Source organism: Hahella ganghwensis DSM 17046 (assembly GCF_000376785.1).
GTDB lineage: Bacteria > Pseudomonadota > Gammaproteobacteria > Pseudomonadales > Oleiphilaceae > Hahella > Hahella ganghwensis.
This window is the reverse complement of record NZ_AQXX01000127.1, coordinates 44650-61470: the sequence shown is the minus strand read 5'-3', so window position 1 is coordinate 61470 and position 16821 is coordinate 44650. Positions and strand designations below refer to the sequence as shown.

Genomic DNA, 16821 nt, shown 5'->3' with positions numbered 1-16821 from the left:
GACATGGCGATCGTCTATCTGACTCCCGAGGATCTCACGCCAGGACAGACCAATGAAGTCCTGGCTTTCCTCAATAGTGTACAAACCGCTGAAGAAATTGCGGAACGCATCGAAATCCCTGATGAATTGGATGTTGGCGTGAGAGTGGGTCAGCACATTCTGGATTATCGCAGTCAACTGCCGGAAGGTTTTACCGACCTGGAGCAACTGATGGATGTCTATCAAGTAGGTCCAGAACGCTTCACCGAAATTGTTTCTGTCGTACTGGGTATTCCTTTGCCCCAATTCACTCCTCTGACCTTAGAAACTCTGATTCAAAGAGAAGTGGCAGCACAAGTGAAATCAGCCCCGAGACAACCGACAGTCTCCACTGCTGACCAGTTTCGAATCGCCATACAACCTCCCTCCGACCTTCCCTGGGTCGGTCAGGAAATGCCTCTGGGAATCAAAGTTCTGTCGGCCGCAACAGGTCGCCCGGTTGCCAATCTTCCTGTCACGGTGGAAAGCCATGACATGTGGATCAGTACCCAGTTCGGCTATGAGATCCGTGAGGGTCAGGTCATCAGCTCACGAACCGCCTCAGATGGCTCCCTGCGCCTGCGTCTGCGCAATATCTTTGACGAACGACTGACGGTTGACCAGTTCAGTGCCCTGCAAGAAGCCTTGCGTCATCTCGACACCGATGCAACGGCCCCCAGAGATATTCGTGGGGAGTTCCTGCAGTTAGTGGCACTTTATGAGGATGTTCGCAATAAGCGCCTGCGTGCGGCCATGGATATTATTTACCGGAGTACCGGCAAACTGCTGAGTGAAAACCTGAATCACCATGATTACCTGTATCAGTGGAAGCATCACACCGGACTGTTAAGAGTATACTTGGATGCAGATACCCAGACGCTGGTTCAGCCGACCCCAATCGCCGATGCCACGGCGGCACAGGTAGGCATCTACAACGTACAATGGCGTCAGTGGCTGATGCCCTGGTATCAGGTCTACCTTGAACAACTATCCGGCAATAACCTGCAGCAGACTTTCGTTGACGCCAAAGAACACAACGAATCGGAAGCCGGTGTCACCGCTGCCATTCTAGGCCAGGCCTATCGGTTTGTGGCAGGAAAAAACGGTTTGATTGGAGAAGCGCTCGGCAAGAGAGTCATCGGCAAGGAGATCCAGCGGTTTCTGGCAAAGGAAATCACCAGCTATCCGGCTCACACCCAAAAAACCATGTACCCCAGTTTGTTGCTAGCCGGTAACGCCATATCCAGTGCGGATACAGGAACCCTGGCCCTGGTTAACCAGACCCGGGTGGAAATGGAATCCACCTTCGATAAGAGATTGAGTGACAAACTCCTCAATAATGATGAAATTCTGGGGTCCATTGGTCAGCTCAACACCCGGATCGATAAACTTAACGGTCAATTGGATACTCAGAACGGACGTTATTCTGAACTCCAACTTGAGGTCAATGACCTTAAAGGGGAAGTGGAAACCATGGATGCCAGCCTGGTCAACGTGCAGGGCAACATTGTTCAGATCAATACAGAACTGGAACGTATCGACAGCAACGTGCTGCAACTGGACACCAACTTCCAGCAGATCAATACGGACTTTGAACAATTGGAACTGGACCTGCGCAACATAGACACCCGGGTCACCGATATCAATACCAGCGTCAATCAACTCGATACCCGGTTTGACGGCCTGAATGTTCAGGTTACCGGACTGAACAATCAAGTCTCAGGGCTCAACACGCAAATCACCGGGCTTGACTCCCAGCTCTCCGGTCTGGATACACAGATCTCAGGCCTGGATACCAAAGTGTCAGGGATAGATACCAAAGTATCAGGGATAGATACCAAAGTGTCAGGGATAGATACGCGCGTTTCGGGCTTGGATACACAAGTCGCAGGCATGGATACGCGGGTTGCAGGTCTTGACACCCAGGTGTCAGGCCTCGATTCAAAAATGACCACCCTGAACAAAGATGCTGTATTGAAAACAGATATCACCCGTGATGCCCAGGGCAACTTTATCGATATCCGCAATAGACCTATCCGAGGCTGAAGATGACCCTTTCAGCAATCAAACTATATCGATCCAAAACTCTTTCCGCCGCACAGGAAGTCTCTGCTGGTGAAACAGTGGTAGTGAACTCCAAGGTCACTCTGGATACCGGCATCGCTTACCGGCAGATACTCTATCTGGCCGTGCCAAGGCATCCACAGGCCAACGGTATTGTTCTGCATGAACCAAAGTTCTCTGCTCAATTCTCCTCCAACCGGATCAACACAGGTTTTAGCTCCAGTTATTTACAGGCACCCTGGACCTACCAGGACAATAAAGTCATTGTTCAGTTCAATCGCCCCTGGCACATCCGTGAGGTCACCACATCACAATCGGCTATAGTCGGTTTCTATCGAATCGACGGAGAGGCAATAGCAGAAGAAGCCACTGTCAGTGGGTTTGCAGGCGACCCGATCGGCCCGGAATTTCAAAGTCATCATTTCGCCATGAGCTTTTCGCCTGCCAGCAAAGCCGCGATTCCCAAAAAAGCGAAAGGGCGGGCACATGCGAAAACAGAATCCGGGAGAAAAGCCGCAGCACACCGGGGGGCAAATGCTCCCACAACCATCCACCTGGAAAACGGCGATGTTTTGGAAATCACCGTCGATGAACATGGACATGAAGCTATCAGTATCCAGGAGGCTACTGCCGCACAAATGAGCTTTCATGGTTTTGAAACCGTGACCATTAACAGCTATCCCACCACCCCGAGAGTTCTCGTTCCAGCCAGTCTGTTGGCCGATCTCAGCCCGCCAGAGGACGAACCTCCTCCTGTCTTCGACACCGTATGGCAACAAGCCGGAGAGCTCAGAGGAAACACTGACTGCGGCCTTGGTAAGATTCTGAGTCAGCAGGTAGTACCGAAAATATCCCAGGCGTTTTCTGAGCTATCCGTTGATGAAGAGATTCTGTGGGTACCGATCATTCTGGAATCAGACAGCCCCTGCATCTGGAGACTGACAAACTTGGCGCTGCCATTCCATTATGTTGTAGACCGCTTTGAACAAGACACTGATAAAGTCGTCCTGGACTTCGTTTCCGGAACCGCCGCCCCTCAGCGTTTACCCATCAGGCTACCTGAAGGGGACATTACTCATGCCAGCTTCAGAATTGATGTCAGTAATCAGGGAAATCTGAATGATCCCCAATCCCTTGACCAGCAAAGCAATAATACCGGCCTGATACTCAATCAGAATAACTGGTTTGCTGCCAAGCTCATACCCGGAGAGGCGGGATTCTTCGGCGCCATCGCCATTCTGGTCAGCCTCCACACATCAGAGATCGAATTGGTCGCCAGTCTGGTTGATGGGAATAACACTCCCACAGGAAAACCACTTATCGATACAAAAGCCAGCGTCACAAAAAATGGCAGGCAACAATGGGTCACCCTGAAGTTCGAATCCAAGCGGCTGGATAGTATTCCGTACTGGCTCAAACTGTCAGCTCCCAAAGGAGAAGGCGTCTGGCTCTGCCAGCCTGGTAATGCAACAGAGATCAGGAAAGGCAGTCTACTGTCACCGGCGAAGGCAATTATCACCATGCCGTCCCTGTTCCCGATCACCCAATGGCTGACCAGCAACTTCCATCCTGAACCCAACACACCTCTGTTCGTCATGCTCGCCAATAACACACCGCTGACACTACAGCCCGACGAGCAGCAATCGTTTCAGGTCGAAACCCCGAACCTTGTAACAGGCGCAGAGAGTCTTCAGATCAGACAACTGGCCAGGGGAAAGCTCACCTTCAGTCTGCCCCGAATCGAGTTCACCCCCTGATACAGCTTTGTCATGGATATCAATCAATGACAACATTGGCTTAATCCAGTTCAAACAGGATAGGCTGAGCCCCTTCCCATAGGGTTTTGACTCCCAGGGCATGCAGGTTTTCCATTCCCTCGACAATGGTTAAGAAGTGATTGCCTGCCAACTGCCCCATCTTGCTGGCAAAGCAACAGCTGCCATAGGCCAGAATAATCTCCGTTTCACTGTAACCACCGGGATAAAACAGAATGTCTCCACGGGATGGATGACTGGTATGGTTTTCAAACCCCACCCCCAATTCATAATCCCCCAGCGGAATCCAGCATCCCTCCCCGCTCCAGCGGACATGAATAAGCTTCTGCTGATATGGTAGCAGTTTGAGGAATGCTGCAACCGTTTGAGGCGCATCCGGATGCGTTTCCGCAATAAAAGTATAACCACCGGAACTGATTTTTATTCTTTGCGACATACACTTTCTCCAATATTACCGGCCTCTAACCGATAACAGATTAACGATTTTATTAAGCACCCGGATGGCGACCGGCTCAATTTATATCCAACGCCCTCTTTTTTGCTTCTTCCTGTTTTAAATGAAAGGGTTAGGCAAAAAAACCTTCGACAATCATTCAGATCATTGTATGATCAAAAAAATAAGAACTTCAAAGAACAAGACAATAACAATAATAGAAAGCAATAAAGTATCCGGGATGCCCATGGAAACACCAGGAAACTACTCAAAGACCAAAGACCCTCTCAGAATCAGGGACCATATCTACCTCTCACTGACAGTGCCGGATGAGCACATTACCTGGCGTAAGCACCAGAACGTGCGATTCAGGTGCCATCAGGTCGGACGACAACCATCTGACGATATCGATGTATTCCTTGATGACGACTCTGAGCCAGTGGCGAGGATCAATCATAATTTGCTGGCACGCTACCTTCATACAGGAACCGAACTCATTGCCAGTACGATGAACAGATCCTACCGTCCTCTATTTCAGCGTAAATCTGACGATCCCCAGGTTCTCAGGATTTGTATAGAGCCGGGAGAGCTGAACTGGAGCAAAATCAATCCCATTATTCAGCGCAACAATGATATTGCCCTCAAAGTGGAAGAGGCGAGTTACATTGCGGAGAACGACCCCCAGCAAGCATTGGCAATGTACGAGGATGCTGTCAAGGATATCTACGACCTGCACTTCGAATCACCACTGGCAAGTTATTGGAGAAGAGTGCAGTTCCCCGTGAATGAACTGTCCTGGCTTCTGGAGAAAATGGGTGACTGGGAGGCTGCCTATGAAACCATTACGACCTATGAAGCCTTTGATGACCAGCTCGGTCTCCTGGCCATCGACCAGTTGGCTGTAGATGACAGAAAACGAAGGCTTGAGCGGCGGCTGAGAGATAAAAGCCTGAATTCAAGGCTTGATAACAAAGGCTCTATAGAGAATCACGCAGGCGATACTCCATGTGTGAAGAAGTCTGTCCCTCATCCCGGAATGACACTCATACAACGAGTGTCGGGTTAAAGGGCCAATCCCTGCACAATCCAGCATATTAAAAAAGGGGATATTGCCCCTTTTTCTGCTTTCCGCCATACAGGCTCTGGTACTTTTCTATGGACCCCGATACTTTTCTATGGAACCCGATATTTTCCTTTGAACTTCGTTACTTCCTCTGGGATTCACTGACTCGCTGCCGTCGTTTTAGCGGAAGCGTCATCCTCAGATTTCCTGGTGACCACTTCTGGTAAGTTAATCAATTCAGACAGGCCTTTGTCTTTTCTCCAGGTCTGGGCTTTGTCTTTAGCCTCATCCAGTTCAGCTTGTTCGATCTTACCGTTGAGGAAAGAGACAAACAGTTTGGCACGGTCAAAACCACTCGCAGCACTCAATATGGCCCACTTCATTGCCTCGACCATGTTGGTCTCAACACCCTCACCGGTCGCGTAGGCATATGCCAGGTTAAACTGGCCGTACATGTTGTTCTGCTCAGCCGCCTCATCATAGAGTTTCACAGCTTTATCGATATCTTTCTCGACACCTTCCCCTTTGGCATATCTGAGGCCAAGGTTATATTTGGCATTGGAGCTTCCTGAAGCCGCTGCTTTCTGCAGCCACTTCACACTCTCTTCCAAGTTCGCCTCGACACCACGGCCATCTTTCAGCATACCCGCCAAGGCGACCTGGGCATTGGGATGGCCCATCTCAGCGGCCTTCAGGAACAATTCATAGGCTTTCTTGGAATCAGGCTCCGTTGCGGTTCCACGCTCGTACATTAAACCCAGCAGGAAATTCGCATCCGGGTGCCCCTGATTGGAAAGCACCGTCAGTGATTCAAATGCTTTCTCAAAATCTTTGGCTTTAACCGCTTCCATGACATCCTTCATGGTCGCAGCATGCAATTGACAGCTGAGCGCCATGGCAAAAATCAGTGCACTGAGGGATTTAAGGGAGAATCTCATAATTATTATCTAATCCTGTCGAAACGAGCCTGCCCCAGGATCTGCAAATATCTGCAACTGATTGCGATCGAGAATATTGCAGCTTCCGGGTTTATTGATCATAGAAAACTAACAAAGTGAATGCCCCTTCTCAAGCGCATTTGGTCTTTCAGCACCAACCTGTGATCTGTACCACAATGAAATAAAAAACGGGATCAAATGATCCCGTTTTTTACATGCGTTGCCCGAAAATATCAGCGGGTACCGTATACCACCATGGTTTTCCCCTTCACCTGCACCAGCCCCTGATCCTCCAGCGCTTTCAATACGCGGCCGACCATTTCCCGGGAACAGCCGACAATACGGCCTATTTCCTGGCGGGTGATCTTAATCTGCATGCCATCAGGATGTGTCATCGCATCGGGCTCTTTGCATAAATCCAACAACGTGCGTGCGACACGCCCAGTCACATCCAGAAACGCCAAATCGCCAACTTTCCTTGTAGTTTGGCGCAGACGCGAGGCCATTTGCTCGCCTATGAAATATAAAACTCTGGGGTCCTCCTGGGCAATTTCACGGAACTTGGTATAGCTGATCTCAGCCACCTCACATTCTGTTTTAGCTTTGACCCACGCACTCCTTGATCCCATTTGGTCCGTATCAAACAGCCCCATTTCACCGAAAAAATCTCCGGCATTCAGGTAGGCCATAATCATTTCACGACCGTCATCATCTTCAATAATAACGGTGACGGAACCTTTAACTATATAAAAAAGAGAGTCGCTCTTATCGCCAGCATAGATGATCGTGCTTTTGCTGGGATAGCGACGACGGTGGCACTGAGAAAGGAAATAATCCAGGTGCTTTGTCTTGTGCTCGACCGGTTTCACTATCGTGACCATGTTTTTGTCCCATTCACTTACTATCGCTTTGAAATACTCCAAGGAGAAATGCACTCCCTTAATATCTCGCCGAAATCGGGAAGCCTATTGTTATATCCATCGATATGCCTTAATTAAACAGGAAAGGACTGTTTAAGCAAGTATGCAGAACCGACTAAGGCACCCGAAGTGAGGGGCGATATGGTTTTATGCCCCGCCGGGTGCCTCGGCTAAACACTTAAAGTATAGCCTATTATTGCTTTTCCACATTACACAGCGCCAGCGGCGCCTGAGGATCCTCTGGCACCATGTAAAGCGTTTCCCCGATCAGGCAGATGTGATAATCTGCCTTACCTTTCAATAATGGAATTTACGGATACACGCACATGCAGGCAAGTATTACCTGGGGCGGTAACGCCAAATTTGTCGGAAAAACAGGCTCCGGTCACGAAGTTGTGATGGATGGCCCACCCGATCACGGAGGTGATAACCAGGGTCCCCGCCCAATGGAGATGCTGCTGCTTGGGCTGGGCGGTTGCACGTCATTCGACGTAATGATGATCCTGAAAAAGACCAAAGCGGACGTGACTGATTGCGTGGCCGAAATCACGGCTGAACGTGCCGATTCAGTTCCCAGCGTTTTTACTAAAATTCACATTCATTTTGTGGTTACCGGCAACGATTTGAAAGAAGCTGCCGTGAAGAGAGCAGTCTCTCTGTCAGCGGAAAAATACTGTTCAGCATCAATCATGCTGGAAAAAGGTGGTGTGGAAATCACTCATGACTTTGAGGTTCGGGCGGTCTGATAAAGGAAGCCAGGGCAAGACTCACTTATCTTGCCCTGGGCCAGGGTGCTAGAACCAGAAGACGCCGCCAACCCCCAAAAGATCAACCTTTTGGTGGTCAAGGAAGAGTCGCTTAACTCTGACAACGACTTCAACTTCAGGCGTGACGTGATACCCCGCTCCCAGTCCAAGCAGAGGATCAGCCCCACCATCCAGATCAGGATTGATATCAACCCCGCCCAGTTGAATATCGCCACTCCAGAAAAAGAGCCCGACCTCTCCCGACAGCGTGACACCAGCCTCCGTAGCCCACATTATGCGGTTGGCCAACGTCAATCCACTGCCGGTCACCGGATAATGATTCTCCAGAGCCTGGGATAACTCTTCGTCGCTCGGGCTCACGACATCAAGATCAACATCAACATCCCTCAAGTCGAGATATCCAATCTCCACAGCCATGTTTTTGTAATATCGATATCCGACCACCCCCTGCACCGCAGTTCGCGAGACGTCATAGGTGTTGAGAGAAACGTCGATATCTGACGACTCCAGACCATTGGTAAAACTGCCGGAGTCCTGAGACCCTTTGGCGTAGTATGCGCCCAGCTCCAGATAATATTTCTTTTCTTCATCCAATTCGGCCAGACTCTGCGGCGCCGGTAATAATAGCGCCAGGGCCAATAAAGATAATGTCGCGCCATGACGCAGCTTGGTCCGGTTGAGAGCGCCCAATACCACGAACATCGCGAAGAGCATCAACCAGTGAATAGCTCCACCACCGCCACCTCGGGTATTGACGGTACTGTCAGTCCGTGAATCCACGCCGATCCCTCCGGGATCCTCCACACTGCCGTTCACCAGACCATCAGCATCATTGGGTCCACCATCCTCAATGGTCAGTTGCACACAATAGTATCCTTCAACCAATCCATCTTCCCAACTATCATCACCTGGCGGTGGGCAGTATCCGGGATTGCCGGGGGCAGAAGACAGGGTATTGTTTTCATCCGTCACAAAGTTCATCCATTCTCCATTCTGGAATTTCCTGTATATGCCACTGGCCGGGATCGCTGCCTGTTGCGGCAGTACGATACTGACACTTTGTCCCAGTGTAGGCAGGTCGTGAATTTCAAAGTCGAACAGTCCTCCGACATTTTCAAACAGCCGGTCTGAGATCAGATCCTCCTGCTCTTCAATATCGTCATCATCCAAACGAACTCCCCCACTGTTCCCAACCAGAGCGAACTGACCAAGACGGCAACGTACACCTGGATCACATTCAACGAGATAGGATGACGTTTCCGAGGCCACCTCAGGTATGACGTTAGTGGCCGTGATGTTGTCCAGATAATCTGGAATACCATCATCGTCGCCATCCGCCGTACCTTCATCAACATCATTAACACCATCGCCATCAGTATCATCACCAGCGTTCAATACTGGTAGCTGACTCACTACCCGGAAAAACAGGCGCGTAGTATCAGTGTCTCCAGCACTGTCAGTGACGGTTACCTGCCCCATGTAACGACCATCACTTAAACCACTGGGATCGAAAACGAGATCTCTGTTACTCAGATTACCGTCAGTATCCACCAACACACTGTCACTGGCTGACCAGTTATAGCGATGGCTGTCACCAGGATTTGGATCAACGACCGATGCTCTGATCCTCACTGAGCCACCGCCACGAGTCACCTGGATAGTCCCTGTCCCACTCTGCGTAAGTTGCAGTGTTGCTTCAGGAGCGACATTCCGTTCAACAATAGTGATCCTGTGGAACGTTTTCACGCCACTGTTCACATCATAAATGTTGGGGTTCGAAGCATCGTAACCATTGGCCAGATCCTGAGCATTGGTCGTACGGTCATCCAGTCGAACGATCAGCACCTCATCGGATTCAGCAACACCGTCATTAATCAGATTGATACTGATACTGGCCTCTGTCTGCCCGATTGTTCCCGGTTTGGTGAAGGTTACTGTACCGTTGACCAGATCATGGTCGTTGCTATCAGTCGTACTGCCACTGTCAATAATGTATGGCACTGTTAATGGGTAGAACGGAGACTGCCCATTCAGAATCACTTTGAACAGGACAGTAGCACCTTCCACACTGATCTCGTCTTTATTGACGGATACCAGCGGACGGATATTCACGATCTGCTGCGCAGTTCCCACATTGCCTTTCTGATCGACCGCCCGATAGGTCACCAGATTACGACCCGGCGGTAACAGCACGCTACCGTTGATCAATGCCGGTATAGCAGTATTACAGCAGTTATTGCCATCCACATTGTCACTGGCCAGGACTCTCATGACACTCTGTACCTGGGCAGTGGTTGCCGTTGTCGGCAGATCCAGAAGTTGACGCTGAGTTACCGGTGTAAACAAAGCAACCGCATCCAGAACCAATTCATCAGGGGCAACCACGACCGGTGCCGTTGTGTCTACATAGTCCTCTTCATCATTGGGATCTGTACCATCCAGGGATTCCTGGTAATTGCTGATGGTATCCCCATCCAGATCCGTGTCGGCATCGCTGGCATCCAGAGGATTCAGGCCGTTGGCATTTTCATAACTGTCACTCATACCGTCGTTGTCATCGTCGGTATCCACGACATCAGCATCGCCGTCGCCATCTGTATCCAGTTGAACATTAATTGTAAAGGCCGCTAATGACGAACTCGCACTTCCGTCAGTCGCCGTCAGCACAATGTTGCTATAAGTCCCGACCACCGTCGCGTTGCCGGTTAATGCCCCGGTACTGGAGTTCAGAGACAGCCAGCTTGGAAGATTAGAGGCACTGACGCTGATTGTGTCACCTTCCACATCATTCAGAGTAGGTGTAAAGCTATAGGCGTTCCCTTCAACAATAGTTGTCGCAGGAGTTCCGCTAATCGTTGGCGCATCATTGACAGCCTGCACCGTGATACTCACCGTGACAGTATTCGAATCGCTCCCTTCATCATCCGACACCATATAGGTAAAGCTATCTGCGCCATTGAAGTTAGCATCTGGTGTATAAGTCAGCGTACCGTCACCGTTGTCGACAAGGTTACCGTCACTGACATCTGTCACGATGCTGATACTGTTGACATCGAGAGTTCCATCCACATCACTGTCATTGGACAGGATGTCCAGAACCGTTGGGGTGTCCTCATTGAGAGTATAGGAGTCAGCATTCGCCAGAGGGTCGTCATTGACAGACTGCACAGTCAATGTGACGGTTGCCGAATCAGACCAGGCCCCCAGATTATCCTGGACTCGATAGGTTAGCGAGTCCGAGCCGTTGAAGTCGCCATCCGGTGTATACACAATCGCCCCTGTACCAGTGTTCACGGATGTACTGCCACTGGCGACATCTGTCACGACTTCAACACTGGAAGCATCCAAAGTGCCATCGACGTCACTGTCGTTACCCAGCACGTTGATCGTATGTGCAACATCTTCCAGTAAAGTGGCTGTATCATCAGCAGCTACCGGCGCGTCATTGATACTGTTCACCGTGACGGTCACCGTGGCGGCGTTGGAAGTTCCATCAGCGTCATCTTTCACCGTATAGGTAAAGGTGTCACTGCCATTGAAATCCGCATCCGGTGTATAGGTGATATCTCCCGTTGTGCTGTTAACACTGGTCGCACCGTTACTCGGATTGGTCTGTACTGTCACCGTGGTGGCATCAACTGTGCCGTCGACATCACTGTCATTTGTCAGCACATCGATCACGACAGAGTTATCCTCATCCACGGAGGAGGTATCATCCGAAGCCACCGGCAGGTCGTTTACGCTGGTCACATTGATGGTGACAGTGGCGGTATTGGACGTCGCACTGTTACCGTCCTCAATCGTGTAGGTGAAGGTATCAGTCCCATTGAAGTTAGCATCAGGCGTGTAATCTACCTGGCCACCATTGACCACGGCAGAACCATCACTGGCATTGGTGACAATCGTGATGGTCGATGTGTCGACCGCATCACCCGTGTCCACATCAGTATCATTTGCAGCCACATCGATGGAAACAGCATTGTCCTCTGCTGTTGTGGCCAGATCAGCCACCGCAACCGGTGCATCATTGACCGCATTGACTGTTATCGAGACGGTTGCCGCATTGGAAGCAAGGCTGTCATTGTCTTCTACGGTGTAGGTAAAGCTGTCGGAACCATTGAAGTCTGCATCCGGCGTATAGGTGATCACCCCAGTTCCGGTATTCACACTGGTACTGCCGTTGGAAGGTCCACTTGCGACCGTGACACTGGCAGCATTCAGTGTGCCGTCTTCATCAGAATCATTATCCAGAACACTAACGGCAATCGCGTTGTCTTCGTTTGTGGTATCGGAATCATTCGTCGCCGTTGCCTGCAGATTAGTGGTGGTAAAATTCAGAGTCGTAGTATCTGCAATACCACCGTAGCTATTGCCGGCAGTATCTTCAATGGCATCCGCGCCGACCTGCACATAATAGGCCGTAGACGAATCCAGATCAGAGACCAGTGCCACCGTCACCTGCGAGCCGACAATACTGACTTGCCCCGAATCGCTGTCATTACTTTCTACAAGACTGTCATCACTGGCCTTGTAGACAGCAATGGCGAGGTCACCAGCACTACCGGCACTGACAGATTCACTGAAATTCAGCACAATATTCGCATCGAAACGTACGGTGGTCGCCCCATCTGTCGGACTACTGCTGCTCAGGGTTGGGGCAGCGGTATCCAGAGAGGCGGTATCTGTAACCGCTGTCGCCGCGTTTCCAGCCGTATCTGTCACCACCACAGAAAGTGTCAAGGTACCGTCTCCCAGTCCGCTGAGATTCAGGCCGGTGATCTGGTCAGTTGCAGTACCAAGGGTTCCTGAGCCAGTCACGTTGGTACCACCACCAGACGAACTGATGGTGTAGCTGTAGTCCGCACCGACTTCTCCACCAGCAAAGGTAAAGCTCTGACTGGAGGCTTCTGCATCTCCAATGGCGCTGTCATCAAAGCTGACGCTGTGGCCACTTGGCGCTGTGGTATCTAATGTCGCCGTGTCAGTAGTAGCCACGGCTGCATTACCGGCAGTGTCTGTTAGCACGACAGACAACGTCAACGTACCATCACCCAGTCCGCTGACATCAATCCCTGTGATATTGTCACTGCCGGAACTGATGGTACCAGAGCCAGTGACATTGGTACCGCCACCAGAGGAACTGATGGTGTAACTGTATCCTGCGCCCACTTCTGCGCTGGCGAAGGTAAAGGCAATACTGCTTGCCTCAGCATTATTGATCGCACTGTCATCAAATGACACAGAGTGGCCGGAAGGTGCCGTCAGGTCGATCGTGAAAGATGTGGCCGTCACAACATTGCTCGCATTACCGGCCGAATCGGTGACTGTGATGGTACAGTCTGAGTAGGTACCCGCAGACAACGGCGCACTGTTGTCAGTCTGGGTAAGTGTGATGGTGTTATTGCCTGAAGACACCGCTCCTTCATCACCACTACCGCAACTACCACCAACGGCCAGCGTTCCAGCCTCGTCAGTGGAGAAGGTGATATCCGGCGTGGAGTCGTTACCAGGGGTCGTCACAGGCGTGACTTCTGCAACGGTTGGCGATATAGCATCTACCAGTACAGAAGCCAGGCTACCGATAGCCCCGAGATCTGTGCCTGCATCGTTCCCTGCCGCATCCTGCAAAGTACCGGAATTCGGTTCCAGCGTTGTACTCAGGCTAATACCATCGGAATCCTCATCACCGGAAACGACAGTATGCCGGAACACAAGGGCACTGGAGCCACTGCCGGACAAATAGGAGGCATAACGCGTAGTCGCACCAATAGTAAGGGCCAGTCGTGGCGTTCCTCCTCCCGTGTTCACCGTCACACTCTCATCGTAGTTGACAGTGAAATCCAGATTATTGCCAGCAACATAAGTGGCGTTGGACGGCAACGAAACAGAACTGACGGATGGCGGCAGATCATCATTGATCACCGTCCCAGAACCATTGGTAACCGCTGACGTTGCCCCCATCTGAGTACCAGAGCTGCCCAGCGTCAGATCAGTATCACCGTCTACACTCAGAATGACCGTATTACCATCGGTCATTCCACTGGTTGTGTTGTAATAGCCATTAACGGTATATGTCTCGCTGGCTCCATCAGCCACTGATATGCTCAGGCCGCTGAAGGTGATCGTGTCAGAACCAGCGTTATAAACACCAGTGACATTGGAAGCATCACTGCCATTCAGACGCCAGGTGATGTTGCCTCGTTCAGTATCACTGCTGGTTCCGGATACGTTCACGACAATTGACGAAACCGTCAATGCCGAACCATCGGCCGTGCCTCCATCACTGATCGTAAAGTCAAACAAGTCTACAGCTTCACCTACGGTGTCTGCGGTCAGATTCAGAGTCACAGGCTCAGACACCCCTCCAGCCGCTACCAGATCACCATCCGTATCGGGAACCAGACCGGTCAATTGGCTACTATTTACCGTCGACAATCCACCGGAGCTTGCCTGCAGATTGAAAGTTTCCGATGACCCACCAGAAGCGGTATAGGTAATGCTGAGTCCGGTAAAGGTTGATACACCCGATGAAGGTGTAATTGATACCGTCGCCCCATTGCCATCAGTATCGCCTGTTCCAGTCATGCTGGCCGAACCGGCACCATTCACTTCCGCCAGAGTAATATCCGTGGAATAACCGGTATCCACTACATTATTGGCATCCTGGGCCGATACCACGGGTACGGTAGAAAAGGCCGTTGCCTGACCACTGTTAACGGTTAACGGAGAGGGTTGAGTAGAGAAAACCAACTTGGTTGCAACAACATCTGACGTTACCGAGTTGGCATCGACTGTCGACAAATTGGAACCTGTGCCATCTTCATCGTTGGCTGTCAGTGTAAAGCTCTGTTGATCTGCAGTGGCGGTATACGTCACGTCGGTAAAGGTCGCCACACCACTGACTGCGAAGATATCCACATCGCCGCTCAGCGTTCCAGCACTGGATTCAGTTAGTGTAACGACTTCCGTAAAGTCCACATCGGTATTGCCAAAGGCATCTCGTGCTGCAACCACAGGTTGTGTGCTTAACGTAGAACCGGAAGTAGAGCCTGACGGCTGTGTGGTAAATACCAAGGTCGTGGTGACCACGTCCAGAGTGGTGCCGGTTCCGTTGGTCACAGCAGAGGTTGCCCCCATGCTCGTACCGGAACCCCCAACAGTCAGATCAGTATCACCGTCAACACTCAGTATCACCGTATGATCTTCTGTGACACCAGTGTTGTCATTGTAATAGGCATTCACGGTGTAGGTTTCACTGCCGCCATCAGCAACGGATATGCTTATGCCTGAAAACGTGATGGTATCAGATCCGGCGTTATAAACCCCTGCCACATTCGAAACGTCATTACCATTCAAGCGCCAGGTAATATTTCCCCTTTCGGTGTCGGTAGAGGTTCCCGATACATTGACAACGATCTGACTGACCGTCATCGCCAATCCGTCTGCAGTACCACCATCGCTTAAGGTAAAGTCAAACACATCAACTGCTTCGCCAACCGTATCGACGGTGGTGTCCAGACCTACAGGCTCGGTAACCGCCCCAGAAGCGGTCAAATCACCGTCGCTATCGGGTGAATTTGTCGTGAAGTTCACCAGGGTAGCTGACGCCTGAAGATTAGGGCTTCCTTCATCATCCTCTGCTACCGCATAAAGATCATAGGCGGTCCCTGACGACAGTCCGGAGAATGCCTCACTTCCTGTTGTAGCAGTTGTGGCAAAACTACCACTGGCGAGTGGCGCACCACCACCACTGTCCTGCCCGGCCTTCACCTGAGCGGAACTGGGAGCACCTGCACCATCCGCCACAACAACATAGTAAGCGGTGCCTTCTTCATCCAAGTCAACGGATACCGTCGCCCCCGTCAGGCTGATACTCCCTACAGAGGGAGTGGAATTCTGGAACACCGGCGCCGTCGCATCATTGACAGTGATAGTGAAGCTTTCCTGATAAGAATCCGTACCATCGTGCGTCTGAATACAGACACTGTAAGTTCCTGGCGACACACTGCCGCCAGTTTCAAGGTCATCATTGGCGTTATCCACCTGGAAACTGGCATTGTCGTCATCTCCTGCAGCGCCACAACTGCCACTGCCTGACGCCCCATTGGAAACCAACGCATAGGTATGAGTATCCCCGCCATCGGCGTCCGTTGTACTGAGGTTCCCGATAACGGCACCGGCACCGGTAGATGAATCATTGATGGACGTACTGTCCAGCCCAATATCGGTCGGAGGGTTGTTGCCGGCAAAGTTGCAATCGGCATCCGTCGTACAGACTTGGCTGGTTGCGCTGGTACAGTAGGAGGATAGGCCTGTGAAAGAGCAAGTACCACTTGCTTTGGTTTTGCCTATAAAGTTCGGATTGATATCTCTCTGAAAAGCATCCGTATCACCTGACAACAGACTGTTTCGAGTCTTTTTCTTTTTCTTCAACTGCTTCAGAAAGTTTTTTAAATCAGGATGATCATCTGACTTTGTCAAGCTGGTATCAATAACGTCAGAATTAACAGGTATAGAGGTTGGAGATGAAAGACTTGAGAAACCGTTAAAAACACTTTGACTACTTTCAGGGGATGCATGTGCCTGGGATGAGTTAATCCAGGCTTTTGCCTGCAATCGCGATCGCGAAGAACCTATCGAGGCGTTGCCTTGTACACCCACTGCCGCCAGAGCAATAGCAGGCAGGGATTTCCCTAACTCCTTTGCCCAGTTGACCTTCTTACTCCCTCTCTCCATTCCTCTGCTCCCGGTTCCCCATCTTAAGCAAAACAGTGCCAGTTCGGCTTCAATAGCAGAACTGTGACGTCCAATAGCGAGGCACAATCTAAGTGTAGATGTCTATT

8 protein-coding genes are annotated in these 16821 nt (G+C 50.8%); 4 read left to right on the top strand and 4 right to left on the bottom strand.

Annotated features, from left to right (window positions below):
• Window positions 1-3: 3 nt before the first annotated feature.
• Window positions 4-2064, top strand: coding sequence for a methyl-accepting chemotaxis protein (locus F566_RS0119295; RefSeq protein ID WP_020408669.1), 2061 nt, complete (start codon window positions 4-6; stop codon window positions 2062-2064).
• A 2-nt stretch (window positions 2065-2066) separates the two neighbouring features.
• Window positions 2067-3839, top strand: coding sequence for a hypothetical protein (locus F566_RS0119290; RefSeq protein WP_020408668.1), 1773 nt, complete (start codon window positions 2067-2069; stop codon window positions 3837-3839).
• 40 nt (window positions 3840-3879) lie between these two features.
• On the opposite strand, the gene F566_RS0119285 is transcribed toward F566_RS0119290, so the two are convergent.
• Window positions 3880-4293: a DUF3830 family protein gene (locus tag F566_RS0119285; RefSeq protein ID WP_020408667.1), complete on the bottom strand. Its 414-nt coding sequence runs from the start codon at window positions 4291-4293 to the stop codon at window positions 3880-3882.
• A gap of 244 nt (window positions 4294-4537) precedes the next feature.
• Here F566_RS0119285 and F566_RS0119280 point away from each other — a divergent pair, with 244 nt between their 5' ends.
• Window positions 4538-5356, top strand: coding sequence for a hypothetical protein (locus F566_RS0119280; protein ID WP_020408666.1), 819 nt, complete (start codon window positions 4538-4540; stop codon window positions 5354-5356).
• Window positions 5357-5511: 155 nt separating this feature from the next.
• On the opposite strand, the gene F566_RS33470 is transcribed toward F566_RS0119280, so the two are convergent.
• Both F566_RS33470 and crp read right to left on the bottom strand, forming a co-directional pair.
• On the bottom strand, window positions 5512-6291 hold the full coding sequence (locus F566_RS33470; RefSeq protein WP_020408665.1) for a tetratricopeptide repeat protein: 780 nt from the start codon (window positions 6289-6291) through the stop codon (window positions 5512-5514).
• A gap of 233 nt (window positions 6292-6524) precedes the next feature.
• Window positions 6525-7172: a cAMP-activated global transcriptional regulator CRP gene (crp, locus tag F566_RS0119270; RefSeq protein ID WP_020408663.1), complete on the bottom strand. Its 648-nt coding sequence runs from the start codon at window positions 7170-7172 to the stop codon at window positions 6525-6527.
• Between the two features lie 365 nt (window positions 7173-7537).
• Here crp and F566_RS0119265 point away from each other — a divergent pair, with 365 nt between their 5' ends.
• Window positions 7538-7957 (top strand): OsmC family protein, encoded by a 420-nt coding sequence (locus F566_RS0119265; RefSeq protein ID WP_020408662.1) that lies wholly within the window; start codon window positions 7538-7540, stop codon window positions 7955-7957.
• Between the two features lie 48 nt (window positions 7958-8005).
• Here the strand turns inward: F566_RS0119265 and F566_RS35655 are convergent, their stop codons facing one another.
• Window positions 8006-16714, bottom strand: a complete 8709-nt coding sequence (locus F566_RS35655; protein ID WP_020408661.1) for a tandem-95 repeat protein — start codon at window positions 16712-16714, stop codon at window positions 8006-8008.
• Window positions 16715-16821 lie beyond the last annotated feature (107 nt).